Source organism: Hymenobacter properus (assembly GCF_015694735.1).
Taxonomy (GTDB): Bacteria; Bacteroidota; Bacteroidia; order Cytophagales; family Hymenobacteraceae; genus Hymenobacter; species Hymenobacter properus.
In genome coordinates this window covers 1,317,387-1,342,241 of sequence record NZ_JADQDP010000002.1, presented here as the reverse complement: position 1 = coordinate 1,342,241, position 24,855 = coordinate 1,317,387, and the positions used below count along the sequence as shown (strand labels likewise).

Here is a 24,855-nt window from a genome sequence, read left to right as displayed (position 1 = left end):
TTCCCTTTTACCCGCTTCCTACCCTCCCACATCCATACCCTACTGCCCTAACGAATGAACCCTCATCTTGCCCGCCTCTGCCACCTGGCTGCCCAGCCCAGCCGCCGCATCATTGGGCTGATGTCAGGCACCTCGCTCGATGGGCTCGACGTGGCGCTCTGCCGCCTCAGCGGGCATGGCCCCGGCACGCAGCTGGAGTTGGAGCAGTTCCGGACGGTGCCGTATGACGACGACACGAAGGCCCGCATCCGCCAGGTGTTTGCGCGCGACACGGTGAGCCTTGAGTACCTCACGCTGCTGAATCCCTGGCTGGGCCAACTGCACGCCACGGCCGTGCTGGACTGCCTGCGCGAGTGGGGCATCAGTCCCGATGAGGTCGACCTCATTGCCAGCCACGGCCAGACCATCTACCACGCCCCGCGCCACCAGCACCAGCGCACCGACTTCACCCTAAACGCCACCCTGCAGCTCGGCGACGGCGACCACGTAGCTGTGGGCACGGGCATTATCACGCTCAGCGACTTCCGCCAGAAGCACATCGCGGCTGGCGGCGAAGGCGCTCCTTTGGCCGCCTACGGCGACTTCCTGCTACTAAGCAGCCCCGACGAGGAACGGCTGCTGCTCAACCTCGGAGGCATTGCCAATTTCACCTACCTGCCTCGTACGGACGGCGATACCCGCGCCGCCTTCAGCACCGACACCGGGCCGGGCAATACCCTGCTCGACGCCACCGTGCGCGCCCACCGCCCCGGCCTGGCCTACGACGAGGACGGCCGCCTGGCCCTGGCCGGTCGTGCGCACGAGGGCCTACTCACAGCTCTGCTCGACCATCCCTTCTTCGCTGCGCCCTTACCCAAAACCACCGGTCCCGAGCTATTCAGCCCCGCTTATCTGGCCGAGGCGCAGCAGCGCAGCAACACCGAAAGCATTGGCTTGGAAGACCTGCTCGCTACCCTGGCCGAGCTGAGCGCCGTGGGTGTGGCTCGGGCCGTGCAGGCTGCGTTTCCTGACCGGCCGGCGCCCACTGCCGTGTACGCCAGCGGCGGCGGCGCCCACAACCCGGCCCTGCTAGCCGCTTTGCAGCGGCGGTTGCCAACGGCTCGCTTTGCCAGCACCGATGTACTGGGCGTGTCCGGCGATGCCAAAGAAGCCATTCTATTTGCGGTGCTGGCCAACGAGGCCGTGGCGGGCCAGCCAGTGGCCATTGGCGCGGGGCGGCAGCGCGTGCCGGCCGTGGGCATGGGCAAAGTATCGTTTCCGGGCTGAGCAGAACGGTCATGCCGAGCGCAGCCGAGGCATCTTGCATGCAGCAGTAATTAGTTTTCAGAGGCGAGATGCCTCGGCTGCGCTCGGCATGACGTTCTTTAGCATCGTTTTCTCTCAATTCCCACCCATGCAAACGACCACCCAAGCCGCCCTCAATACCACCGGCGCCCCGCCCCTGGCCGAAGCCTCGCAGCCGGGCCGCCTCATCAGCCTCGACGTGTTTCGGGGCCTCACAGTGATGGCCATGATACTGGTGAATAACCCCGGCGACTGGGGCCACATCTACCCGCCGCTGGAGCACGCCGAGTGGAACGGCTGCACACCAACGGACCTGATTTTTCCGTTTTTTCTGTTCATCGTGGGTGTGAGCCTGGTATATGCGCTCGATGGCGTGAAGCGCCAGGGCGGACCGCAGGGCGCCGTGTTGCTGCGGGTGCTGCGCCGGGCAGCGGTGCTGTTTGGGCTGGGCCTGCTGCTGTCGCTATACCCGAAATTCAACTTCCCGGTGGTGCGCATCATGGGTGTGCTGCAGCGCATTGCGCTGGTGTTTCTGGGGTGCAGCTTCATTTTCCTCAAAACCAGCTGGCGCACGCAGGTCTGGCTCATTGTCGGCTTCCTCATTGGCTACGCGGTGCTGATGCAACTGGTGCCGGTGCCCGGCTTCGGCCCCGCCAACCTGGAGCCCGCCACCAACCTCGGCGCCTGGCTCGACCGCACGGTTTTCACCGAAGCTCACCTCTGGAAGCAAAGCAAAACCTGGGACCCCGAAGGCCTGCTTGGCACCTTGCCGGCCCTCGGCACCGGCCTGTTAGGCTGCCTCACCGCCCAATGGCTGCGCCGCAAAGACCAGGAGCCGGCGGCTAAAGTGGCCTGGCTGTTCGTGGCGGCAGGCGGGCTCATCATCCTTGGGCTATGTTGGTCGCCGTGGTTCCCCATCAATAAAGCGTTGTGGAGCAGCTCCTACGTGCTCTACTGCGGCGGACTGGCCATGGCCGGCCTGGCCGCACTCTACTGGATTTGCGACGTGCAGGGGTACCGCGCCTGGACGCGGCCGGCGCTGGTCTACGGCGTCAACGCCATCCTGGTGTTCTGCCTCTCAGCGCTGCTCTCGCGCACGTTCGGGTTGTTCAAACTGGCGCTGCCCGGCGGCAAAACCGGCGGCTTGAAGGAGTGGCTGTACGAGTGGGGCATCGTGCCTTTTTTCTCCGACCCGCGCAATGCCTCGCTGGTGGGTGCAGTCACGCTCATCGTCATCTGGTACTTCATTCTGAGTTGGATGTATAAAAAGGGCGTGGTGCTGAAGGTGTGAGTTTGTCGTCTGTCATCCTGAGCGTAGCGAAGGACCTTCTCACGCTTGAACAGCTTGTAGTAAATATTGCTCTGGGCGTGAGAAGGTCCTTCGCTGCGCTCAGGATGACAGGCGATAACGTTCTTTGCTCATTCAGAAGCAATTCAACGGCATGAAAATCCTCATCATCGGCGGCGGCAACATGGGCCTGACTTATGCCCGCAGCTTTGCCCGCACCCACGTCACCTCCCGGCTCGACCTGCGCCTGCTGGCGCGCTCGCCCGAGCGGGTGCCGGTTCTGGCGGCGCACGAGGTGGGCACCGTGTGGGGCACCCCGCAGGAGTGCGTGCCGGGCGCCGACATCCTCATCCTGGCCGTGAAGCCGCAGGATTCGGCCGAGCTGTTCGATACCCTCAAAGGGCTGGTGCAGCCGCAGCAGCTGGTGCTCAGCATCATGGCGGGCGTGCGCATTGCCACTATCCGGGAGGCGCTGGGCACGCCCAAAGTCATCAGGGCCATGCCCAACCTGCCCGCTCAGATTGGCATGGGCATGACGGCCTTCACCGGCACCGACGAGGTGACCCGCGCCGAGCTGGTGCAGGTGCAAAACCTGCTCAGCACCACCGGCAAAACCGTGTATGTAGAGCAGGAAAGCGCCATCGACGCCAGCACGGCCATCTCGGGCAGTGGCCCGGCCTACGTGTACTACTGCATGGGCGCCCTCATGGACGCCGCCGCTCACATGGGCTTCTCGCCCGCCGAAGCCGAGCTGCTGGTGAGCCAGACCTTCCGCGGCGCCGTGGAGTTGTACTCGCAATCGGGCCTGAGCTGCCAGGACTGGATTGCCAAGGTGGCCTCCAAGGGCGGCACCACCGAGGCAGCCCTACGGGCCTTCGGGGCCGGTGCGGTGCGCGAAGGGCTGATGGCCGGGGCCGGCGCGGCGCGGGACCGGGCCGAAGAGCTGGGGAAATAAAAGGTGCGGACCCGAAGCGGGGACAGCCACCGGCAGTTCCGGGGCGCGTATCCCGCTTATTTGGCGCCAGGGCGAGTATTTTACTAACTTCAAGGGCTCTTTCTTCTCAACCGCAAATGCGTCCCTTTCTTTTTCTGATGCTCGCGCTGCTCGGCAGCCAGGCCGCCCTGGGCCAGGATTACCGCACGCCCCCGGGCGGCGGCGCGCCAGCCAAAGTAGTGCCCATCGACGTGCCGAAATACATGGCCAGCGGCCAGCCCCAGGCTGCCCCCGCCCTTATTGGCAACAGCAAACCCGTAATTCCCACCTCCAACCTATACCTTTTTCCGCTGTGGACGATGGGTGTGCTTCGGCCCTACAGCGGTGCCCCAACACGAACCTGGTTGAAGTACAATGCTGTTGACCGGCAGCTTATTACTTACACCACAGTTAAAGGCGTGGAGGTAGTCAAGGTGGTGGATACCGATTTGCTGCGCGAGTTTTCTGTGGGTGATTCGCTGCTGGGCCAGCGCCTTACTTTTCGCCGCTACCTCAACGCCCGCGTGAACAAGCCCTCCCTGCGCAAGGCGTTTTTTGAAGTGCATTACGATGCGGGCCGCACGGCCCTGCTTTGCCGGCGCACCCACATGGTTTCGCTGGTGCAGGCAGATTTAAAGACCTCCTCGACGGCGCGCGACGTACTCGCCTATTTCCTCAAAACGCCGGACAACCAAATCAAGCCCGTGCACTTGGCCCCCGAGCCGCTGCTGGCCGCCCTGGGCCCCGAGCACGCCGACGTTTTGGCCGCTTATGCCCAGCAGCAGCAGCTGGACCTGCGCCGCGAAGCCGACGTAGTGCGCCTACTGGCTTATTGCGACACGCTCTAGCTTGGGCTACGCCACCGAGTACCCCGCAAAATCCTTCCGCAGCTGCGTTTTCAGCAGCTTGCCCGTGGCGGTGTGCGGCAGCGCATCCACAAATTCTACCGCGTCGGGCTCCCAGAATTTGGCCACCTTGCCCCGGAAGAAACCGAGCATTTCTTCCCGTGACACGTCCATGCCGGGGCGGCGCACCACCACCAGCAAGGGCCGTTCGCTCCATCGGGCGCTGGGCACGCCGATGACAGCGGCCTCGGCCACTGCGGGATGGGACACGGCCAGGTTTTCGAGGTCGATGCTCGAAATCCACTCGCCGCCCGACTTGATGACGTCCTTCGAACGGTCGGTGATTTGCATGAAGCCGTCGGCGTCAATGGTGGCCACGTCGCCGGTGCGGAACCAGCCGTCGGCCGTGAGTTCGCCGGGCGTGGGCGTGCGGAAGTACTCGCGCACCACCCAGGGCCCGCGCACCAGCAGGTCGCCGAAGGCCACGCCGTCGTGCGGCAGCTCCTGCCCATCGTCGCCCACTATCTTCATGTCGACGCCGAACACGGCCCGGCCCTGCTTGGCCAGCACGTCCGCTTTTTCTTCCGGGCTTAGGCTTAGCTGATTGGCTTTGAGGCGCCCGGCGGTGCCCAGGGGACTGGTTTCGGTCATGCCCCAGGCGTGGGTGATGGTGACGTGCAGCTCGTCCTCGAAGGCCCGCATCAGCGCCGGCGGGCACGAGGAGCCGCCCACCACCGTGCGCCGCAGCGTGCGGAACTGGCGCTGCCCGTCGCGCATAAACTGCAGCAGCGCCAGCCAGATGGTGGGCACCCCGGCCGAAAACGTGACTCCCTCCGTTTCCATTAATTCATACAGGCTGGCGCTGTCCATGCCCGCGCCGGGCAGCACCAGTTTGGCACCGGTGAGCGGGGCCGCGTAGGGCAAGCCCCAGGCGTTGACGTGGAACATGGGAACCACGGGCATAATCACATCGAGGGCCGAGCAGCCCAACGAATCGGGCAAGGAAATGCCCAGCGCGTGCAGCAGCGTGGAGCGATGCGAGTAGAGCACGCCTTTGGGCTGGTCGGTGGTGCCGGAGGTGTAGCACAGCGAGCAGGCCGTGTTTTCATCGAAGCTTGGCCACGCGTAGTCACCCGTTTCGGCGGCCAGCAACTCCTCGTAGCTGCACAGGCCGGGCAGGGCCGACTGTGCGGGCAAGTGCTCAGGTCTGGCCAGCAGCACCCACTTCTCCACGGTGGGGCACACCGGGGCCAGCCGCTCCACCAGCGGCAGAAAGGTCAGGTCGAAAAACAACAGCCGGTCTTCGGCGTGGTTGATGATGTATACCAGTTGCTCCGGAAACAGCCGCGGGTTGATGGTGTGGCAAACCGCGCCGATGCCCGCCACGCCGAAGTAGAGCTCGAAGTGGCGGTGCGTGTTCCAGGCCAGGGTGCCCACCCGGTCGCCGTTTTCGATGCCGAGCTTGAGCAGGGCCTGAGCCAATTGCCGGCTGCGCCGGTTGGCATCGGCGTAGGTGTAGCGGTGGATGCCACCTTCGGGCAGCCGCGATACAATTTCGGTAGCGGAATGCCACTTGGCGGCGTGCTCAATAATTGTAGCCACGCGCAGCGGCTCGGCCATCATCAGTCCTAACATAAACGGGCGGGAGTAGGTGAAGGCCGGTAAGGTAGCCGGTAGGCAGCACTTATCCTTTCAACCCACCCTTCGCCCCTACCGCGCCGCCTCGATGGCCAGCTGCAGCAAGGAGCTGCGCACGCTCAGCTCCGTCAGCTTGTTGTTGCGCCGCGTGGGGTGCACCCGGTTGGTGAGCAGAATCACCACCAAGTCCTTCTCCGGCTCCACCCAGAAGTAGGTGCCCGTGAAGCCCGTGTGCCCGTAGCTGCGTTGCGAGGCCGACTTGGCTGAGTTCACCATGGGGTTGGCCGCCGGGCGGTCGAACGCCAGGGCGCGGCGGTTGTCCGGGCAAAACTGGCAGCGCGTCCACTCGTCCATAATGGTTTTATCGAAGAGCTGCTGGCCGCCGTAGCGGCCGCCCCAGGCGTAGGTCTGGGCCAGCTTGGCTACGTCGTTGGCGTCGCCAAACAGGCCGGCGTGGCCCGAGAGGCCGCCGAGCAGGGCCGCGCCTTCGTCGTGCACGGTGCCGTGCAATAGTTGGCGGCGGAAGGCCGAATCCACTTCCGTGGGCACAATGCGGGCAAGCGGAAAGCGGTTGGTGGGCCGGAAGCCCAACGTGGTGGCACCCAGCGGCCGGTACACCTGCTGCTGCAAATACGCGTCGAAGGTCTGCCCCGTCCGAGCCTTCACCAGCTCGGGGTAGAGAATAAACGACAAGTCGGAATACACGTAGCCCGGCTTCTCATTCAGCGGCGACTCCCCTATTTCCTTGTAGATGCGGGCCGGCAAATTCTTGCGCGCCCACAGCCCGGCCGCCACCGGCAGCGGAAACCGCGCCGACGAATCGGCCCGGAAGTAGCGGCGACGCATTTCGCCGTTCTTTTTGCGCAGCTCCTGCCAGAAAGGAATCCATGCCTTGAGCCGGGCCTGGTGAGCCAGCACGTCGCGCATCTTCAAATCGGCCTTGTTGGTACCGCGCAAAAAGCCGAAGTAGTTGCCCATCGTGCTATCGGGGCTGAATTTGCCCGCGCCTTGCAGCTTGAGCAGCGCCGGCGTGGCAGCCATCAGCTTGGTCATCGAGGCCAGGTCGTAAAGGTCATCGTTGCGCACCGGGCGCGGCACGGTAAGTGATAAGGAAGAGGGTATAGGGGATACGACTTTGTTACCCTTATTCCCTATCACCTTTTCCTTATCCCCTATCCCCTCGCCCGCATACGTCTGGTTGCCGTAGCTTTTGCGCAGCACCACGGTGCCGCGTCGGGCGATGAGCACCTGCCCGCCCGGAAACGCCTGGGCCGCCAGCGCCCGGCCCACGAGGCTGTCCACGCGGGCTTCGAGGCGTGGGTCCATGCTAACGTCTTCGGGGTTGGCATAGCGCAGGCGGAAGCCCGGGGCCGTGCGCAGCCCAAAGCCGCGCGGGTACCGGTCGCTCACCGTCACGGGCAGCCGGCCGCTGGCCCCGATGCCACCAAAAATGGCCTGCGCGGCCAGGTTCTGGGCATTAGGGCTTTCCTGATAAGCCAGCACCACGGCGGCAGCACGGTCCAAGTCGCGCACCTTGGCCACGGCGTAGGCCGAGCCAAACACGCTGAGCACCAGCGTTTGCTTCTGGTTCACTAGCTCGCGCAGCAGCAGGTTGGTTTCGGGCGTGATGCCGAAGCTGGTGGCGGGCAGGCGGCCCAGGTTTTGCAGCGACACCAGAATAAGGTTGTAGGGCTTGAGCGCCGTGCGCAGCTGGGCCAGCTCGTCGAGCGTGGGCGTGGCGGCGGCGCGGAAGTGGGCCGTGGGCGCGTAGTCGGCCACGGCTTTCTGGAAGTCAGTAGTGTCAGGGCTGGTGCTGCCCAGCACCAGCGTGGCCACGCGCAGGGTATCGAGGCGCTGCAGCGGCAAAAGGTTCTTTTGGTTACGCAGCAGCGTGATGCTCAGCTCGGTGAGGCGGTGGCTGAGGTATTGCGCATGCGGCGCGTTGAGGTCCTGGTAAAGATTCTGAAGCTTGATGGGACGGTAGCGGTTCAGGCCGGCCCACTGCTTGAGGGCCAGCACACGGCGGCAGTGCACGTCAATTTCCTGCTGGGTGAGGCGGCCGCTGTCCACAGCCGCCCGCACCATGCGCAGAGCCAACGGAATGTTCTTGCTGAACTCCAGGATGTCGTTGCCGGCGATGAGGGCGCGCACATCGGCCTCGCCGGGCGGAAACTTGCTGATGACGCCCTTCATGTTCATGGCATCGGTAAAAATCAACCCCTTAAAGCCCATCTCATCGCGCAGCAAGCTCGTGATGATAGGCTTCGACAAGGTGCTCGGGCCGCTCACCGTGTCCAGGGCGGGCACGTTGAGGTGGGCCACCATCATGCCGCCCAAGCCGCCGGCCATCAGGCTGCGGAAGGGCGGCAGTTCCAGCGTATCGAGCCGGCGGCGGTCGACGCGCACCGTAGGAAGGGCCAGGTGCGAGTCGGCGTCCACGTCGCCGTGGCCGGGGAAATGTTTGGCTACGGCCAGGATGCCGGCGTCCTGCATGCCGCGCATGTACTGGCGGCCGTCGCGGGCCACGGCCGCCGGGTTCTCGCCCCAGCTCCGAAAGCCGATGACGGGGTTGGCGGGGTTGTTGTTAACGTCCACCACCGGAGCAAAGTTGACGTGCATGCCCAGGCGTTTGAACTGGTAAGCCACCTCGCGGCCCATGTCGTAAAGCAGGGTTGTGTCGGTTTCGCCGCCCAAGCTCATTTGATAGGGGAATTTCACCACGCTATCCAAGCGCATGCCCACGCCCCATTCACCATCCAGCGCCACTAGCAGCGGCACGCGGCTTTGGCTTTGGTAGCGATTCAGCAGCTTGGACTGCCGCACCGGCCCGCCCTGAAAGAAAATGAGCCCGCCGATGCCATACTGCTGAATAAGCGTCGAAATCGAGTCTTCGTCGATGCGCTTGCGGTTGGAATACGCGGCCACCATGAACAGCTGCGCGGCGCGCTGGTCGGGCGTAAGTACGCGCATCACGCTATCGACCCAGGGCGAGTGCAAGTAGCGAGTGAAAGCAGGGGCTTTGGCGACACTCGGCTGCAGCTGCGCTTTTGCAGCCGGAAACCTTCTGGCCACTGGGTTTTTCCGTAGCGTTTTAACCGCCGGCTGAGAATTGGGCTTGGAAGACTTCGAGCGTTGCGCCTGAGCCCCAAAGGAACAGACAACTAATAAGAGTGAAACAAGGCGGGTGGGAAAGGACAAAGCAGTAGCGTAAGGAAGATGAACAAACGAGTGGCTTGACCGAAACACAAAGTCAAGCCGCAATTTATTCCCGCTACGCCACAATCTCTTTTAATGGGAATTTTGCACAACCTTCAGGGATAATCAACGACTTCTACTAATGGCTTCTAAATTAATAATTTGTAAACAATATTAAAACAATCTAACTAACATACATGAGCTAAGTCCCCTCGCCCATCAATATTGCTATGGCTGGAATCCCTTTTTATGAGCTTACTGTCGGGCTTACCAGCGCGTGCCACTACGAGGTTGACTTTTGTTTAGTTTCATTTTTAATTCAACAATAGTAACTTGCGGGCTCATTTGGAAACTACTGACCAACTTATGGCAAATTCTACAGAATCATTGCGGCCTTCCTCGCAACCTGCCACGGGCTTATACCTTGTTAAAATGGCTTTACTCGTTCTCTGCGGGCTGCTGTTTTTCTCGGTGGCATCCCAAGCGCAGACTACATATTATTGGCGCGGAAAAACGAACAATGCCTGGTCCACCGCAAACAACTGGAATACCAATACCGCGGGCACTGGCTCGGCCCGAACCACCCCTCGAACCGATGATATCCTAATTTTTGACGGCAGCATTGGTGCCACTTTCCCCACCTTTATTGTGGTGGACTACGGCAACGGCCAAGCTCCAACTTCGCAAACGATTAATCAGCTGCGGTTTGTAAACAATGCCCAGGTAACATTCGCCGGCCCTACCAATTCCAACGATGGCAGCATTCTAACCATCGGGGGCGGCACACCTTCTCCGGATGCCGACGATTTCTTTGTGCAGGCGGGTTCCAGCCTCACGGTAGTAGCTTCCGGCAACACCTCCAACCGCTTTCTGCTAATGAAAATCGGCGCGGGCAACAAGGGTCTAGTAAATGGCGCTATTACGTTTAATGCCGGCGCGAATACTTTTACCCGTCTTGTGCCGGCCGATGCCGGTGCGCTGGTATTCGGTTCTACGGGCTCATTTACCTCTACGACTGTTAATGGCAGCCCTTTCGGTACAACGGGCTCCAACACTATTGTGGGCGGCAACGGAGGTGCACTAGCCCCCGAATTCACTGAAGTAACGGTTAGCAACTCGGTCGTTTTCAACTCTGGTGCTACTTATACGCAGCAAGGCGGCCTGAGCCCTTTCAGCACGGGCCCGTCGCCGGTTTCGGTGTTTAACAGCGGCAGCTTCTATGTGTACAGTGGCGGCACGTTCTCGCAGAGCGGCCAGACGTACGGCAACTTAGAGTTCACGGGCGGCACTGCCACTTCGAGCGGCTCGCAGACACTGACCATAGTTAATGACCTAAAGATGACGGGCGGCGTGTTCAACGACAATATCACGGGCTACGGCACCGGCACCGGCACCGTGCTGCAGGGCAACCTGCTGGCCAACGGCGGCACGCTGAATTTCACGCCCAACGGCGGTGCGGGCCGCGTGGGGTTCAGCGGCACTTCGCTGCAAACCATCAGCGGCGCCGGCGCCCTGAACTTTAACGTCAATGCCCACGTGCAAGTAAACAACGGAGCTGGTTTGACGCTTCAGCGCGGCGTTCAGGTGGATGGCCTGCTCATCCTCACCAATGGCCTCATTAACACTACAGCAACATCCCTGCTCACCTTGGGCAACAACGTTACCGCTCAAGGTGGCGGCTCCAACTCATATGTTAATGGCCCGGTAGCTCACCTGACCACTTCAGGCAACAGCTCGGACGTACTGTTCCCAGTAGGCAAGAGCGGCAACTACCGCCCGCTATTCCTGAACACAACCGGCCAGACCACAGCCGCTACGTACATTGGTGAGCAGATTGAAAGCGCCCCCAACCAGACCCTGACGGCCCCCCTGACCCGGGTTTCTTTCCGCCGGTATTTCAAGTTGGCGCCTACGGCGGCCGTTTCGCTCACCAACGCTACGGTGACTATCACTTTCGGTGTGGATGATTTTGTCAACTACCCAGCCGACCCCACTTTCGTGATGGCCATCCGCAATGCGGCCAACACGTGGTCCAGCATTGGCCGTTCGACGGCTACTGGCACGGCCACCAACGGGGCGCCGGTTAGCGGCTCGCTGACGTCGGGTCCTTTCACTTCTTTCCCCACCACCACGACGGGCTTCTCGCTGGCCAGCACCAGCACGGCAATCGGCTACCCAGGCGTGAACCCCTTGCCTGTTGCGCTGACGAAATTCAGCGCAACCACCAAAGCCAGCGGCATTGCCCTGGATTGGGCCACGGCTTCGGAAAAGAACAGTGCTTCGTTTGAAGTACAGCGCAGCGCCGACGGCGAGTCGTTCGAAACCATCATGAAGGTAGCCGCGCAGGGCAACAGCGCCGTTGCGCACAGCTACGCCGCCCTCGACCGTACGCCCCTCCAAGGCCTTTCCCACTACCGCCTGCGCCAAACCGACCTCGACGGTACGGTGGCTTACTCGCCGGTGGTGACGGCCCGCTGGACCGTGGGCAGCGAAGCCAGTGTGTACCCCAACCCCACGACGGGTACGCTCTACTTCGGCCTCGCTACCGAGTCCGCGAAATTCCGGGTGCTGAATGGTCAGGGCCGCGCCCTGCTGAGCGGCCAAACCTCGGCCGCCGGCCTAGACGTGAAAGCACTGCCGGCCGGTATCTACCTGCTGGAAATCGTGACCGAAAGCGGCCGCAGCTTGCAGCGCTTCGTGCGCGAGTAGGTACTGGCGCCAACTACTAAGAAAGGCCCTGTTTCAGCCGAAACAGGGCCTTTTTGCGTTTGGCTCTGCCAGGTGTGTAGCGGGCCAATGTTGCTATTTTTGGCTTGCTGTCGTAGTAAAGGCGTAAGGAGCAGCTTCTTTCTCTGCGCCTGTCCGGTATTTATGGCTTTTATGACGAAAGAAGGGTGCGGAGCACGGTGGCTGGCCCTGGCGGCGCTGGGCACTTGGCTGGGCGCCTGCAGCAGCAACGCGCCGCTGGAACAGTCGAGCGGTGGCTCGGGACGCGCCACCACCGTGCAGCTCGACACCACGGCCACGCTGCCCACCGAAACCTGCCGCCTGCTCACGCCCCGCGAGGTAGGCGACCTCACCGGGCAGCCCGTACGGCAGCAGGCCGGCGGCGAGGCCTGCCGCTTTGTGCAAGCCGACCAGCCCGGCAGCCCCGATGCCGTGGTGGTGGTATCGTACCGGCCGGCCTCGGCCTTCGCCATCGTGCAAACTGGCAACCGACTGAAACGGCGCAATATTCTGGCAGTGAACGGCCTGGGGCACGAGGCGTACTATGACGACTTCCACGGCGACCTGTACGTGGGCCTGCCCGACCGCACGCTCGTCATCGGCCTGCCGCGGGCCGACCGCAGCTACTCGCGGTGGCAGGTAGCCAAGGCACTGGGCCGGTTGGCCGTGGCGCGCCTGGCGGCCCCGCCTGCGCCGGCGGCGCAGTAGCAACGCAGGGGTATGGGAGCGTAGGGAGCGGCTTCGTAGCTTGCGGCACATTCCCATTCGCTCATGAAAAAAATTGCCCTCGCCGGCCTCGTTGCCGTGGCGCTCACAACGGCCTGCAACCAAACCAAAACCTCCGAAACGGCATCCGCCGGCAATGGCACGGCCGCTGACTCCACCAAAGGCCTCAACGGGCTGTTTGCCAGCTTCTGGGAGCGGCAGTCGCGCCTCGACCCGCTTTCGGCCACAGCGCAGGGCGACAACCGCTACAACAACCTGCTGCCCAACGACCAGACGCAGGCGTTTCGCGACACGCTGCGAACGTTTTACCAGGATTACCTAACGCGGCTGGGGCAGTTCGACCGCGCTAAGCTGGATGAGAACGATAAAATCAGCTACGACATATTCCAGTATGACCTCAAGCAGCGAGTGGAGGGGCTGAAGCTGAACACCTGGATGATTCCGTTTCAGCAGTTTTGGGGGCTGCCCATCAGCATGGGGCAGTACGGCTCGGGGCAGGGCAACCAGCCGTTTAAGACGGTGAAGGACTACGACAACTGGCTGGGCCGCGTGCAGGGCTTCACGGTGTGGGCCGACTCGGCCATCGGCAACTTCCGGCGCGGCATGAAGGCCGGCGTGGTGCTGCCCCGGGCGCTGGTGGTGAAGATGCTGCCCCAGATGCGCGCCAAGGACATGCAGGTGACGGACCCTACCAAGTCGCTGTTTTACAGCCCCATCAACAACTTCCCGAAAGACTTTTCCGACGCTGATAAGCAGCGCCTGACCGAGGCATACAAGAAGGCCATTCAGACCCAGGTAGTGCCGACTTACAAGAAAATGGGGGACTTCCTGGCCAACGAGTACCTGCCCAAGTCGCGCGCCACCAGCGGCATCAACGCCGTGCCGGGCGGGCCGGAAATCTACCGCTACTACGTGAGCTACTGGACCACCACGGCGAAAACTCCGGCCGAAATCCACGAGCTGGGGCTGCGCGAGGTGGCTCGCCTGCGCGCCGAGATGGAGCGCATGAAAACCGAACTGGTCTTCAAGGGCACGCTGCGGCAGTTCTTCGAGAGCCTGAAAACCAACCCCAAGGCCATGCCCTTTAAGACGGCCGAGGAGGTACTGGCAGGTTTCCGCAAGATTCAGGAAACCATCGACCCAAACCTGAAAAAGATGTTTGGCCGCACGCCTAAAACGCCGTTTGAGATTCGGCGCACCGAGGCGTTCCGGGAGGCGTCGGCTTCGGCCGAGTACAACCAGGGCTCGCCGGACGGCTCGCGGCCGGGCATTTTCTACGTGCCCCTGCCCAAGCCCGCCGAGTACAACGTGACGCAGGGCATGGAATCGCTGTTTCTGCACGAGGCCATCCCCGGGCACCACTACCAGATTTCCTTGCAGCAGGAAAACACCAGCCTGCCCAAGTTTCGCCAGTTTGCCGGCTACGGCGCCATGACCGAAGGCTGGGCCCTCTACTGCGAAAGCCTGGGCAAGGAGTTGGGCCTCTACAAAGACCCCTACCAATACATCGGCGCCCTAAGCGACGAGATGCTGCGCGCCGTGCGCCTGGTGGTGGACACCGGCCTGCACACCGGCCAGATGACCCGCGAGCAAGCCATTGACTACATGCTCGATAACACACCCGACAACCGCGAAAACGACACGGCCGCCATCGAGCGCTACATGGCCATTCCGGGCCAGGCGCTGGCCTACAAAATCGGCCAGCTGAAAATTCAGGAGCTGCGCGCCCGCTACGAAAAGCAGCTAGGCAGCAAATTCTCCCTCAGCAACTTCCACGACGAACTGCTGAAAGACGGCGTGATGCCGCTGAGCGTGCTTGAAACCAAGATGGACGCCTGGGCAGCGAAGCAGCAGTGAGAAGTGAGAAAAGGAACGTCATGCTGAGCGCAGCCGAAGCATGTCGCGTGCTGAAGTAGATAATTACTCCTGCGGTAGAGATGCTTCGGCTGCGCTCAGCATGACGTGCTAATATCTAACGGAGTCCCTGCTCCTACCCCACTCCAAAACCCCGCCCCGGAACCAATCCGGGCGGGGCTTTTGCTGTACAAAAGCGGGGCAAGCGTAGGCCGGTGGGCCAAATCAACGTAGATTGCCAGCTTAATCGATTTTTGATGCGGAAGTTGATTTTCGTTTTGCTGGCGGCGCTGGGGCTGCTCGGGCGGCCGGCCCGGGCCCAGGCGCCCCCGGCCAGCCGGGCCAGCGCAGCGTCGGTGCTGCTGGCCAATTTGTTTACCACTTACTGGGAAGACCGCGCCCGGCTGTTTCCGCTGGCGGCCATGGCCCAGGGCGACAACCGCTACAACGACCGCCTGCCCAACGACCAGACGCAGGCCTTCCGGCAACAGCAGCAGCGCCTCTACCGCCGCTACCTCAACGACCTGCTGAACATTGACCGGGCCCGCCTCCCGGCCGAGGACAAGCTCAGCTACGACATCTTTCAATACGAAATGCGCACCCGCCTCGACGGGCTGAAGCTGAACACCTGGATGATGCCGCTCGACCCGTTTTTCAGCGTGCCCAATACGCTGGCGCAGCTGGGCACGGGCACCGGGGCCCAGCCTTTTCGCACGGTGCGCGACTACGACAACTGGCTGGCGCGGGTGGGCCGCTTTCCGGCGTGGGCCGATTCGGCCGTGGCCAACTTCCGGCTGGGCATGAAAGCGGCCGTGGTGCTGCCGCGCGTGGTGGTGCAACGCATGGTGCCCCAGCTGCAGGCCCAGGTAACCGCCGACGTTATTCGCAGCCCTTTTTACGGGCCGGCGCTGCACTTTCCCCCCGGCTTTCCCGACGCCGACAAGGTGCGACTGGCCGCGGCCTACCAGCAAGCCATTGCCACCGATTTGGTGCCCACCTACCGCCGGCTGGCCGATTTCCTGCAAAACGAATACCTGCCCCAGACCAGGAGCAGCACCGGCCTGAGCGACGTGCCCGGCGGCGCCGACATGTACCGCTACGACGTGCGCCTGATGACCACCACCGACCGCACGCCCGATGCCATCTACCAAACCGGGCTGGCCGAGGTGAAGCGCATCCGGGCCGAGATGGAGGCCATTCGGAAGCGCGTGGGCTACCGGGGCTCGCTGACGGGCTTTTTTAACTACCTCGACAGCAACCCTAGGTTCAGCCCCTACCAAACGCCCGAGCAGGTGCTCAATGCCTTCCGCGGCATCCAGGCCCGCGTGGCGCCTAACCTGGCCCGGCTGTTTGGGCGAGTGCCCCGCTCGCCGTTTGAGATTCGCGAAACCGAGAAGTTCCGCGAAGCCTCGGCCGTGGCCGAGTACAACCGCGGGGCGCCTGACGGCTCGCGGCCGGGCATTTTCTACGTGCCCATTGCCGACGCCTCCAAGTTCAACGTGACCTCGGGCATGGAGTCGCTGTTTCTGCACGAGGCCATCCCCGGGCACCACTACCAGATTTCCTTGCAGCAGGAAAACACCAGCTTGCCCAAGTTCCGCCGCTTTGCGGTGTACCCCGCGTTCAGCGAGGGCTGGGGCTTGTACTGCGAGAGCCTGGGCCGCGAACTGGGCCTGTATGCCGACCCCTACCAGCGCATGGGCGCTTTGGGCGACGAAATGCACCGCGCCCTGCGCCTGGTGGTAGACGTGGGCCTGCACGCCAAGGGCCTGACGCCCGAGCAGGCCATTGCCTACCTCATGGCTAACGAGCCCATTAGCGAGGCCGCGGCCACTGCCGAGGTGGAACGCTACCTGGCCCTGCCGGGCCAGGCGTTGGCCTACAAAGTAGGCGCCCTGAAAATGAGCGAGCTGCGCGCCCGCTACGAGAAGCAGCTGGGGGCAAAATTCAACCTGCGCGCCTTCCACGACGAGATTCTGGCGGGCGGCGCCATGCCTCTGGCCATTCTGGAAAGGCGCATGGACGCCTGGGCCGGCCGGCAACGGTAACCGGGCCGTTGGCTCGCAAGGGCTTTGGAAATTATGGGAGTTGAAATCAAATTACCTGGCTTAACTTGGCAGGCCAATCTTGTTTTAACCCAAATTTTCTTCCGAATGGTTTTATTCTCTACTTCACTTGGCCGATTTGCGTCTGTGCTGGGCCTCGGCATTGCCCTGGCAGTGCTTCCCACCGCCACACGTGCCCAAATGGCCCCGCCCGTAACGGCCCCGCTCGACGTGGCGGCCGTGGACGCCGCGGTGGCCCGCACCCTCTAGGGCTTCGACGTGCCGGGCATGGCCGTGGCTGTGGTGAAGGACGGCAAGGTGGTGATGAGCAAGGGCTACGGCGTGAGCTCCCTGAAAACCAAGGCGCCGATGGACGCCAACACGCTGGTGGGCATCGCCTCCAATACCAAGGCCTTCACCACGGCCGCGCTGGGGCTGCTGGTGGACGAGGGCAAGCTGCGCTGGGACGACAAGGTGACGGATTACATCCCCGAGTTCAAGATGTACGACCCCTACGTGACGGCCGAGTTCACGGTGCGCGACCTGCTCTGCCACCGCAGCGGCCTGGGCCTAGGCGCGGGCGACCTGATGCGGTATCCGGATTCAACCAATTTCACCGTTCACGACTTAATTCACAACCTGCGCTATTTCAAGCCAGCGTCGTCGTTTCGCAGCGAGTATGCCTATGATAACACCTTGTATATAGTAGCAGGTGAGGTAGTAGCCCGAATAGCGAAGCAGCCTTGGACCTCTTTCGTGGAAACCCGCCTGCTGCAGCCCTTGGGCATGCGGCGCAGTGCCACGAGCTTTTCCCGCCTGCCTGACCCCACCAATGTCGCGGATGCGCATGCCTCGGAGGACGGCAAGGTGCGGGTAGTACGGCGGCATTTGGGCTCAACAGCTGACCCAACGGGGGCCATGTTCAGCGCCGGCGGCATCTACAGCAGCGTAGCCGACCTGAGCCAGTGGGCCCTGATGCTGCTGGGCGGCCCCGGCGCGCCCGCCCCGCTGCTGAAGCCCGCAACGCAGTGGGAGCTGTGGTCGCCCCAGACGCTCAAGCACCTATCTCCCGGGCCGACGTTTTACAACACCCACTTCGCGGCCTACGGTTTGGGCTGGGACCTGACTGATGTGGGAGGGTTCAAGCAGGTATCGCACACCGGCGGGACGGTTGGCATGGTGACCAAGGTGACGCTGGTGCCCGACTTGCACTTGGGTATCATCGTGCTTACCAACCAGGAGGAAGGCCTAGCCTTTCAGGCCATTACCACCTCAATTATGGACCATTACTTGGGCGTGACGGGCCAGGACCGGGTGCAAACCATGCTCGGCTACAAGCAAGCCAGTGCGGCCGAATCGGATAAGGCCACCGCCGCTGCCTGGAAGCAGGTAGCTCTAGCCCAGAGGGCCGCCCCGAAGAAAGCCGACTACAGTGCCTACATCGGCCGCTACCACGACGCTTGGCTGGGCGATGTGAATGTGTACCAGCAAGGTCCGCAGCTTTGGCTGCGCGCCGTGCGTGCGCCGCGCCTCGTGGGCCAGGTACTGCCCTACCGCGGCAGCACCTGCGTGGTACGCTGGAAGCTCCGCAGCATCAACGCCGATGCCTTCGCCACCTTTACGCTCGACGACCAGGGCCGCGCCTCGGGTCTGAAAATGAAGCCGATTTCGCCGGCAACTGATTTTAGCTACGACTTTCAGGACCTGGATTTCAAACGTGTAACTGAGTCCACAGCGGGCGCCGCCCAGTAAAACCCCGCCCCAAGCAACCGGGAAGCGCAAGCAGCGTCTTTGCCGGCCGTGCCAATGATAGAGGAAAGCCCCGGCCACGGGGCTTTTTTTTTACTTCGATTGCCAGCGCCACGCTTTCGGTATCTTGGGCTGATAAACGGGCCTATAAAGTAGACTTTCATGCGAAAACTTGTATTGCAAACGCTGGCTGCCGGCACGCTTCTGACCACCTGCCCTCTGCCCGGGGCCTTGGCGCAAAAAGCCCCCGCGGCGGCCAAAACAGTCGGCGCTAAAGCCGTCACGACCACCGCCTCGGCTCCGCTGGCGGCGCTGTTTGCGGCGTATTGGGAAGACCAAGCCAAGCTGTATCCGCTGTCGGCTACGGCGCAGGGCGACTACCGCTACAACGACCAACTGCCCAACTACGAGACCCGTGCCTTCCGGCAGCAGTTGCAGCAGGTTTATCAGCAGTACCTGATTTCACTGCAAAAATTTGACCGGACCAAGCTGTCGGCCGAAGACCAGGCCAACTACGACATCTTCGAGTACGAGATGAAGACCCGGCTCGACGGGTTGAAGCTGAATACCTGGATGATGCCCTTCGCCCAGTTTTATTCCCTACCCAACAACCTCGTGCAGCTGGGCGCGGGCACCGGTTCGCAACCCTTCAAAACCGTGAAGGACTACGACGACTGGCTGGCGCGCGTGGATAAGTTTCCGGTGTGGGCCGACTCGGCCATCGGCAACTTCCGGCGCGGCATGAAGGCCGGCGTGGTGTTGCCCAAGGTGCTGGTGCTGAAAATGGTGCCCCAGTTGCAGGCGCAGGTGGTGACAGACCCGGCCAAGAGCTTGTTCTACGGTCCGATTACGCGGCTGCCCGCCAGCTTCTCGGAAGCCGACAAAACCCGCCTAACGGCTGCTTACCAGCAAGCCATTGCCACCGTCCTGGTGCCGACCTACCGCAAGCTGGCCGACTTCCTGCAAACCGAGTATCTGCCCGCAGCCCGCAGCAGCACCGGCATCGGGGCCGTGCCCGGCGGGACCGAGATGTACCGCTTTGCCGTGCGCCAGATGACGACCACCGACCGCACGCCCGACGCCATTTACCAAACCGGGCTGGCCGAAGTGAAGCGCATCCGGGCCGAGATGGAGGCCGTAAAAAAGCAGGTGGGCTATGAGGGCGACTTGCCGGCTTTCTTCAATTACCTGAACTCGGACCCCAAATTCACGCCCTACAAAACGCCGGACGACGTGCTGAACGCCTTCCGGGCCATTCAGGCGCGCATCACGCCCCACCTGCCCAAGCTGTTTGGGCGCACGCCGAAGTCGCCGTTTGAGATTCGGCAAACCGAGGCCTTTCGGGCCGCCACGGCGTCGGCCGAATACAACCGGGGCACGCCCGACGGCTCGAGGCCGGGCATTTTTTACGTGCCCATCCTCGATGCCACCAAGTTCAACGTGACCTCGGGCATGGAGTCGCTGTTTCTGCACGAGGCCATTCCCGGCCACCACTACCAGCTGTCGCTGCAGCAGGAAAACACCACGCAGCCCAAATTCCGGCGCTTTGCCAGCTACTCGGCCTTTAGCGAGGGTTGGGCGCTGTACTGCGAGAGCCTGGGGCCCGAGCTGGGCCTCTACACCGACCCCTACCAGAAACTCGGGGCGCTGGGCGACGACATGCACCGCGCCGTCCGGCTGGTGGTGGACGTGGGCATGCACGCCAAGGGCATGAGCCGCGAGGAAGCCATCAAGTACATGATGGACAATGAGCCCATCAGCGAGCAGGGCGCCACGGCCGAAATCGAGCGCTACATGTCGTGGCCCGGCCAGGCGCTGAGCTACAAAACCGGCGGGCTGAAATTGCGTGAACTTCGCGCCCGCTACGAAAAGCAGCTGGGCCCGAAGTTCGACCTGCGCGCTTTCCACGACGAGATTCTGGCCGGGGGCTCGATGCCCCTGGCTGTGCTGGAGCGCCGCCTGGACGCCTGGGCCGCCCGCCAGCGGTAGGCCGGTTTAAACGCACCTACCTTTCACTTCCCATTCCGAATTCCCGCTTTTTTTGCTTAACCCTATGCCCCAATTTTCCCCGGCCTTGTTTGCGGCCGCGCTTCTGGCCGCTGCTGCTGCTTCGGCTCAGCAGCGGCCTGTGCTCACCGAGCAGGACTATGCCCGCGCCGAGCGTTTTATGAGCTACAACACCCAGGCACTGGTGGACCACAGCGCCGGACAGCCCAACTGGCTGCCCGACGGCCGGTTCTGGTACCGCACGCTCACGGCCCAGGGCAGCGAGTTCATCATCGTGGACCCGGCCCGCAAAACCCGCACCGCCGCCTTCGACCAGGCCAAACTGGCGGCGGCGCTGTCGGCGGCCAGCGGCAAAAGCTACGAGGGCGGCCGGCTGCCCTTCCGCAGCGTCAGCTTCTCGCCCGATGCCAAGGCCATTGCCTTCGAGGCCGCCGGCAAAAGCTGGAAGTACGACGTGGTGAGCGGTAAAATCAACCCCGAAACGCCCACGCCCAACGCGCCGGCCGCCGCGGCCAATGCCGACAACGAAGTGGTGTCGCCCAACGGCCAGCTGGCCGCCTTCATCAAGGACGATAACCTGTGGGTGCGCGACACCAAAACCAATCAAACCACCCAGCTGACCACCGACGGCGCCAAGGACTACGGCTACGCCACCGATAACGCCGGCTGGACGCACAGCGACAAGCCCATCCTGCGCTGGTCGCCCGACTCGCGCAAAATCGCCACCTTCCGGCAAGACCAGCGCCAAGTGGGCGACATGTACCTGGTGACCACCAACGTGGGCCATCCCACTCTGAAAAGCTGGAAATACCCGCTGCCGGGCGATAAAAACATTGCTATGATTGAACGAGTGGTGGTGGAAGTGAGCCCGGCCAAAGTGGTGCGCCTGCAAGTGGCGCCCGACGCCCACCGGGGCACGCTCTCGGACGATATTTCGAGCAGCGGCACCTTTGATGACGTGGACTGGAGCCCGGATGGCCGCGAGCTGGCGTTTGTGTCGACTTCGCGCGACCACAAGGAGGAAAAAGTGCGCGTGGCCGACGCCAGCACCGGCGCGGTGCGCGAGGTATTTCAGGAAACCGTGCCCACACAGTACGAGTCGGGCCAGGGCGCCATCAACTGGCGCTACTTGCCCAAGAGCAAGGAAATTGTCTGGTATTCGGAACGCGACAACTGGGGGCACTTATACCTGTATGACGCCAGCAGCGGCAAGGTGAAGAACCAGATTACCAAGGGCAACTTCGTGGTGACGCAGCTGCTGCGCGTGGACGAAGCCAAGCGTCAGCTCTACTTCCTGGCCGACGGCCGCGAGGCCGGCAACCCCTACTTCACCCACCTCTACCGCATCGGGCTCGACGGCAAAAACCTCACCCTGCTCACGCCCGAGGCTGGCAACCACCAGGTGATGATGGCGCCCTCGGGCCGCTACTTCGTGGATACCTACTCGCAGCCCGACAAGCCGGGCGTGACGGTGCTGCGAAGCATCGACGGCAAGCTGCTGTCGACGCTGGAGAAAACTGACATCTCGCGCCTGACGGCCAGCGGCTGGAAGGCGCCCACGCCCATCACGGTGAAGGCCGCCGACGGGCAGACCGACTTGTACGGCGTGATGTTTACGCCCACCACGCTGGATGCCAGCCGCAAGTACCCGGTGATTGACTACATCTACCCCGGGCCGCAGGGCGGAGGCGTGGGCACCTGGTCGTTTGTGGCGGCGCGGGGCGACCACCAGGCGCTGGCCGAGCTGGGCTTCGTGGTGGTGGTGATTGAGGGTAGCTGCAACCCTCTGCGCAGCAAGAACTACCACGATGCGTGCTACGGCAACATGGCCGAAAACACCCTTTCCGACCAGGTGAGCGGCCTGAAGCAGCTGGCCCAGAAGTACCCTTACATGGACCTGGACCGGGCTGGCATCTGGGGGCACTCGGGCGGGGGCTACGCCACGGCGGCAGCCATGTTCCGCTACCCCGACTTCTTCAAAGTGGGCATTTCGGAATCGGGCAACCACGAGAACCGCAACTATGAAGACGACTGGGCCGAGCGCTACATCGGCCTGCTGAAAACCAACGCCGACGGCACCACCAACTACGACAACCAAGCCAACGCCGCCTTCGCCAAAAACCTGAAAGGCAAGCTCATGCTGGCCCACGGCCTGATGGACGACAACGTGCCGCCCTACAATACTTTCCTGGTCATCGAAGCCCTCACCAAGGCCAACAAGAGCTACGACCTGGTGGTATTCCCGAACGCCCAGCACGGCTACGGCCAGTATTCGCCATACATGACGCGCCGCCGCTGGGACTACTTCGTGCAACACCTGGCCGGCGCCCAGCCCCCGCACGACTACCAGATGCAGCCCAAAGCCGACCCGCGCAACGCGGTGCAATAGAGGCGGAAGTTCGAGTAGAAAACAGACCGTCATGCTGAGCGCAGCCGAAGCATCTCTACCGCGCAAGTAATCCAATCGACAGGGTTTACTATTGCGGTAGAGATGCTTCGACTGCGCTCAGCATGACGGTCTGTTTTATGAAAGCCCTTTTTTCCAAGCTGTGGCTGCTTCTGCTACTCCCCGGCCTCAGCCAGGCCCAGCGCCGCTTCGAGTTGGCCGACATCAGCCGCTTGGTGAACGTGAGCGACCCGCAGCTCTCGCCCGATGGTAAGAGCGTTCTTGTCGTGGTGTCGCGCCCCAACCTCAGCACCAACCGCAACGAGACCGAAGTGGTGCTGGTAGACGTGGCCAGCGGCCAAGAGCGCGTGTTAGTGGCTGGACGGCCCACGGTGAAGCAGCCGCGCTGGTCGCCCACCGGTGACCGGGTGGCGTTTCTGGCGCGCACTGGCACGGGCAAGGAGGCGCACACCCAGCTTTTCGTGCAAAATATGGCTTCGGGCGAAGTGCGCCAGTTGACTAACGCTGTCGAAAACGTGCAGCTTTACAGCTGGAAGCCCGATGGCACGGCCCTCGCCTACTCGGCGGCCGATGCGCCAGCCAACGCGACCGGACTGGCCCGCGGCAACGACAGCTTCGAGGTGGGCAATGGCAGCGTGACGCTCACCGCCCCACCCGCGCCCGACCATATTTGGCTGGTATCAGCTACCGACGGCCCGCCGGCCCGCCGCCTCACCAGCGGCCCGCTCAGCCTGCCCGATGACTCCTCCGCGCCCTTCGCCTGGGCGCCCGACGGCCGCACGCTGGCCTGCGTGCTGCGCCCCAGCGCCCAAACCGGCGACCAGGAAACTGCTGTGTACACGCTGGACGTGGCCACCGGCACCCTGCACGAGCTACCCGGCTCCCCGCACCGCATCGATTTGCCCGCCTACTCGCCCGACGGCAAGTGGCTGAGCTACCAGACGCCGCGCGAACCTCCCTATTTTGAGTCGCTGGAATTTGACGTGGTGCCGGCGGCGGGTGGCCCGGCGCGCCACCTCTGCCGGGCGCTCGACCGGAATTTGCAACGGGCTTTATGGAGCCCGGACAGCAAAAGCCTGTTTGTGGGCGGCAACGACGCGGCCACGGTTTCCATCTGGCAACAGGGCTTGGATGGCAAAAGCCAAAAGCTGAAACTGGGCCCCGTGTCGCCCAATGGCAGCTATTGGGTGGAGATGTCGGTAGGCAAGCGCAACGCTGTGGCCCTTACTGCCAACGAGCCCGGCCGCCCGGCAGAGCTGTACTACCTGCCCTCCCCCACCGCTGCCCCGCGCCGCCTCACCGATTTCAACCACGAAACCGCCGCCCTGGCCCTGGGCCGCATGGAAGCAGTGGATTGGCAATCGGACGAGTTGCGGCCCAACGGCATCCTCACCTACCCGCCCGATTTTGACCCCACCAAGAAATATCCGCTGGTACTGATGATGCATGGTGGGCCTTCCAATGCCTCGCGGGCGGCTTTATATGGGCTGGGGCAGGCGGTGGCGGCGCATGGCTACGTGGTGTTTCAACCCAACTACCGGGGCTCTGACAACTTGGGTTATGCTTTCCAGCGAGCCATACGAGATGATGCGGGGGCCGGGCCGGGGCGTGATGTATTAACCGGCATTGCGATGCTGGAGAAGCGCGGCTGGGTCGACACCAGCCGCATTGCACTGTCGGGCGCCTCCTACGGCGGCTTTATGACGGCCTGGTTGATGGGCGAGCCGCGGCGCTGGCGGTGCGCGGTGGCCGCGGCATCGGTAGTTGATTTGCTGGACAGCTACAACCTGAGCGACAACAACATCGCCAATGCCGGGCACTACGGCCCCTCGCCCTGGCTTAGCGCTGAGAATCTAGCGCATTACCAGGCACAATCGCCCTTGAGCCGGGCCACGCGCTGGCGCACGCCCACGCTCATTCTGCACAACGTGGGCGACTTCCGCGTGCCCATCAGCAACTCCTACAAAATGTACCACGCGCTGAAAGACAACGGCGTGCCCGTGCGCTTCGTGGCCTTTCCCATCTCGGCCCATGTGCCCGGCGACCCCGTGCGCAGCGCCGAGTGGAACCGCCTGTGGCTGGAGTGGCTGGACCGGTACCTGAAGTAGAAACGTATT

The 24,855-nt window shown here is 63.0% G+C and carries 15 protein-coding genes; 13 read left to right on the top strand and 2 right to left on the bottom strand.

Annotated elements, in window-relative coordinates; translation table 11 throughout:
- Positions 1-54 precede the first annotated feature (54 nt).
- From I2I01_RS11805 to I2I01_RS11790, 4 genes are all read left to right on the top strand, one after another.
- The gene (locus tag I2I01_RS11805) at positions 55-1,266 is read left to right on the top strand and encodes an anhydro-N-acetylmuramic acid kinase (RefSeq protein ID WP_196286639.1); all 1,212 of its coding nucleotides are present in this window, start codon (positions 55-57) and stop codon (positions 1,264-1,266) included.
- Between the two features lie 127 nt (positions 1,267-1,393).
- Complete coding sequence (locus I2I01_RS11800; protein WP_196286638.1) at positions 1,394-2,575, top strand: acyltransferase family protein; 1,182 nt, start codon at positions 1,394-1,396, stop codon at positions 2,573-2,575.
- A gap of 151 nt (positions 2,576-2,726) precedes the next feature.
- On the top strand, positions 2,727-3,527 hold the full coding sequence (gene proC / locus I2I01_RS11795) for a pyrroline-5-carboxylate reductase (protein WP_196286637.1): 801 nt from the start codon (positions 2,727-2,729) through the stop codon (positions 3,525-3,527).
- Positions 3,528-3,643: 116 nt separating this feature from the next.
- Positions 3,644-4,393, top strand: coding sequence for a hypothetical protein (locus I2I01_RS11790; RefSeq protein ID WP_196286636.1), 750 nt, complete (start codon positions 3,644-3,646; stop codon positions 4,391-4,393).
- Between the two features lie 6 nt (positions 4,394-4,399).
- Here I2I01_RS11790 and I2I01_RS11785 read toward each other — a convergent pair whose 3' ends face one another.
- Positions 4,400-6,025: a 3-(methylthio)propionyl-CoA ligase gene (locus tag I2I01_RS11785; RefSeq protein ID WP_196286635.1), complete on the bottom strand. Its 1,626-nt coding sequence runs from the start codon at positions 6,023-6,025 to the stop codon at positions 4,400-4,402.
- 75 nt (positions 6,026-6,100) lie between these two features.
- Positions 6,101-9,025: a glycoside hydrolase family 3 N-terminal domain-containing protein gene (locus tag I2I01_RS11780; RefSeq protein WP_211537920.1), complete on the bottom strand. Its 2,925-nt coding sequence runs from the start codon at positions 9,023-9,025 to the stop codon at positions 6,101-6,103.
- Positions 9,026-9,655: 630 nt separating this feature from the next.
- Between I2I01_RS11780 and I2I01_RS11775 the strand changes: the two genes are divergently transcribed.
- From I2I01_RS11775 to I2I01_RS11735, 9 genes are all read left to right on the top strand, one after another.
- On the top strand, positions 9,656-11,932 hold the full coding sequence (locus I2I01_RS11775; RefSeq protein WP_196286633.1) for a T9SS type A sorting domain-containing protein: 2,277 nt from the start codon (positions 9,656-9,658) through the stop codon (positions 11,930-11,932).
- Between the two features lie 171 nt (positions 11,933-12,103).
- Positions 12,104-12,658, top strand: coding sequence for a hypothetical protein (locus I2I01_RS11770; protein ID WP_196286632.1), 555 nt, complete (start codon positions 12,104-12,106; stop codon positions 12,656-12,658).
- A 63-nt stretch (positions 12,659-12,721) separates the two neighbouring features.
- The gene (locus I2I01_RS11765) at positions 12,722-14,533 is read left to right on the top strand and encodes a DUF885 domain-containing protein (protein ID WP_196286631.1); all 1,812 of its coding nucleotides are present in this window, start codon (positions 12,722-12,724) and stop codon (positions 14,531-14,533) included.
- Between the two features lie 254 nt (positions 14,534-14,787).
- The gene (locus I2I01_RS11760; protein WP_196286630.1) at positions 14,788-16,578 is read left to right on the top strand and encodes a DUF885 domain-containing protein; all 1,791 of its coding nucleotides are present in this window, start codon (positions 14,788-14,790) and stop codon (positions 16,576-16,578) included.
- A 105-nt stretch (positions 16,579-16,683) separates the two neighbouring features.
- A complete protein-coding gene (locus I2I01_RS11755; protein WP_196286629.1) occupies positions 16,684-16,845 on the top strand; it encodes a hypothetical protein in 162 nt (53 codons plus the stop codon).
- Between the two features lie 18 nt (positions 16,846-16,863).
- Positions 16,864-18,327 (top strand): serine hydrolase, encoded by a 1,464-nt coding sequence (locus tag I2I01_RS11750; RefSeq protein ID WP_196286628.1) that lies wholly within the window; start codon positions 16,864-16,866, stop codon positions 18,325-18,327.
- A gap of 159 nt (positions 18,328-18,486) precedes the next feature.
- Positions 18,487-20,313 carry a DUF885 domain-containing protein gene (locus I2I01_RS11745; RefSeq protein WP_196286627.1) on the top strand — a complete coding sequence of 609 codons (1,827 nt, stop codon included), beginning with the start codon at positions 18,487-18,489 and terminating at the stop codon, positions 20,311-20,313.
- Positions 20,314-20,377: 64 nt separating this feature from the next.
- The gene (locus tag I2I01_RS11740; protein WP_196286626.1) at positions 20,378-22,720 is read left to right on the top strand and encodes a S9 family peptidase; all 2,343 of its coding nucleotides are present in this window, start codon (positions 20,378-20,380) and stop codon (positions 22,718-22,720) included.
- A 137-nt stretch (positions 22,721-22,857) separates the two neighbouring features.
- Complete coding sequence (locus I2I01_RS11735; RefSeq protein ID WP_196286625.1) at positions 22,858-24,846, top strand: S9 family peptidase; 1,989 nt, start codon at positions 22,858-22,860, stop codon at positions 24,844-24,846.
- The last annotated feature ends 9 nt before the right edge of the window (positions 24,847-24,855 follow it).

Coding starts and splice junctions, on each gene's coding strand:
- I2I01_RS11800 (WP_196286638.1), top strand. CDS start 1,394: ATGCAAACGACCACCCAAGCCGCCCTCAATACCACCGGCGCCCCGCCC.
- I2I01_RS11745 (WP_196286627.1), top strand. CDS start 18,487: ATGCGAAAACTTGTATTGCAAACGCTGGCTGCCGGCACGCTTCTGACC.
- I2I01_RS11770 (WP_196286632.1), top strand. CDS start 12,104: ATGACGAAAGAAGGGTGCGGAGCACGGTGGCTGGCCCTGGCGGCGCTG.
- I2I01_RS11740 (WP_196286626.1), top strand. CDS start 20,378: ATGCCCCAATTTTCCCCGGCCTTGTTTGCGGCCGCGCTTCTGGCCGCT.
- I2I01_RS11760 (WP_196286630.1), top strand. CDS start 14,788: ATGCGGAAGTTGATTTTCGTTTTGCTGGCGGCGCTGGGGCTGCTCGGG.
- I2I01_RS11755 (WP_196286629.1), top strand. CDS start 16,684: ATGGTTTTATTCTCTACTTCACTTGGCCGATTTGCGTCTGTGCTGGGC.
- I2I01_RS11750 (WP_196286628.1), top strand. CDS start 16,864: ATGGCCGTGGCTGTGGTGAAGGACGGCAAGGTGGTGATGAGCAAGGGC.
- I2I01_RS11805 (WP_196286639.1), top strand. CDS start 55: ATGAACCCTCATCTTGCCCGCCTCTGCCACCTGGCTGCCCAGCCCAGC.
- proC (WP_196286637.1), top strand. CDS start 2,727: ATGAAAATCCTCATCATCGGCGGCGGCAACATGGGCCTGACTTATGCC.
- I2I01_RS11765 (WP_196286631.1), top strand. CDS start 12,722: ATGAAAAAAATTGCCCTCGCCGGCCTCGTTGCCGTGGCGCTCACAACG.
- I2I01_RS11790 (WP_196286636.1), top strand. CDS start 3,644: ATGCGTCCCTTTCTTTTTCTGATGCTCGCGCTGCTCGGCAGCCAGGCC.
- I2I01_RS11775 (WP_196286633.1), top strand. CDS start 9,656: ATGGCTTTACTCGTTCTCTGCGGGCTGCTGTTTTTCTCGGTGGCATCC.
- I2I01_RS11735 (WP_196286625.1), top strand. CDS start 22,858: ATGAAAGCCCTTTTTTCCAAGCTGTGGCTGCTTCTGCTACTCCCCGGC.
- I2I01_RS11785 (WP_196286635.1), bottom strand. CDS start 6,025: ATGTTAGGACTGATGATGGCCGAGCCGCTGCGCGTGGCTACAATTATT.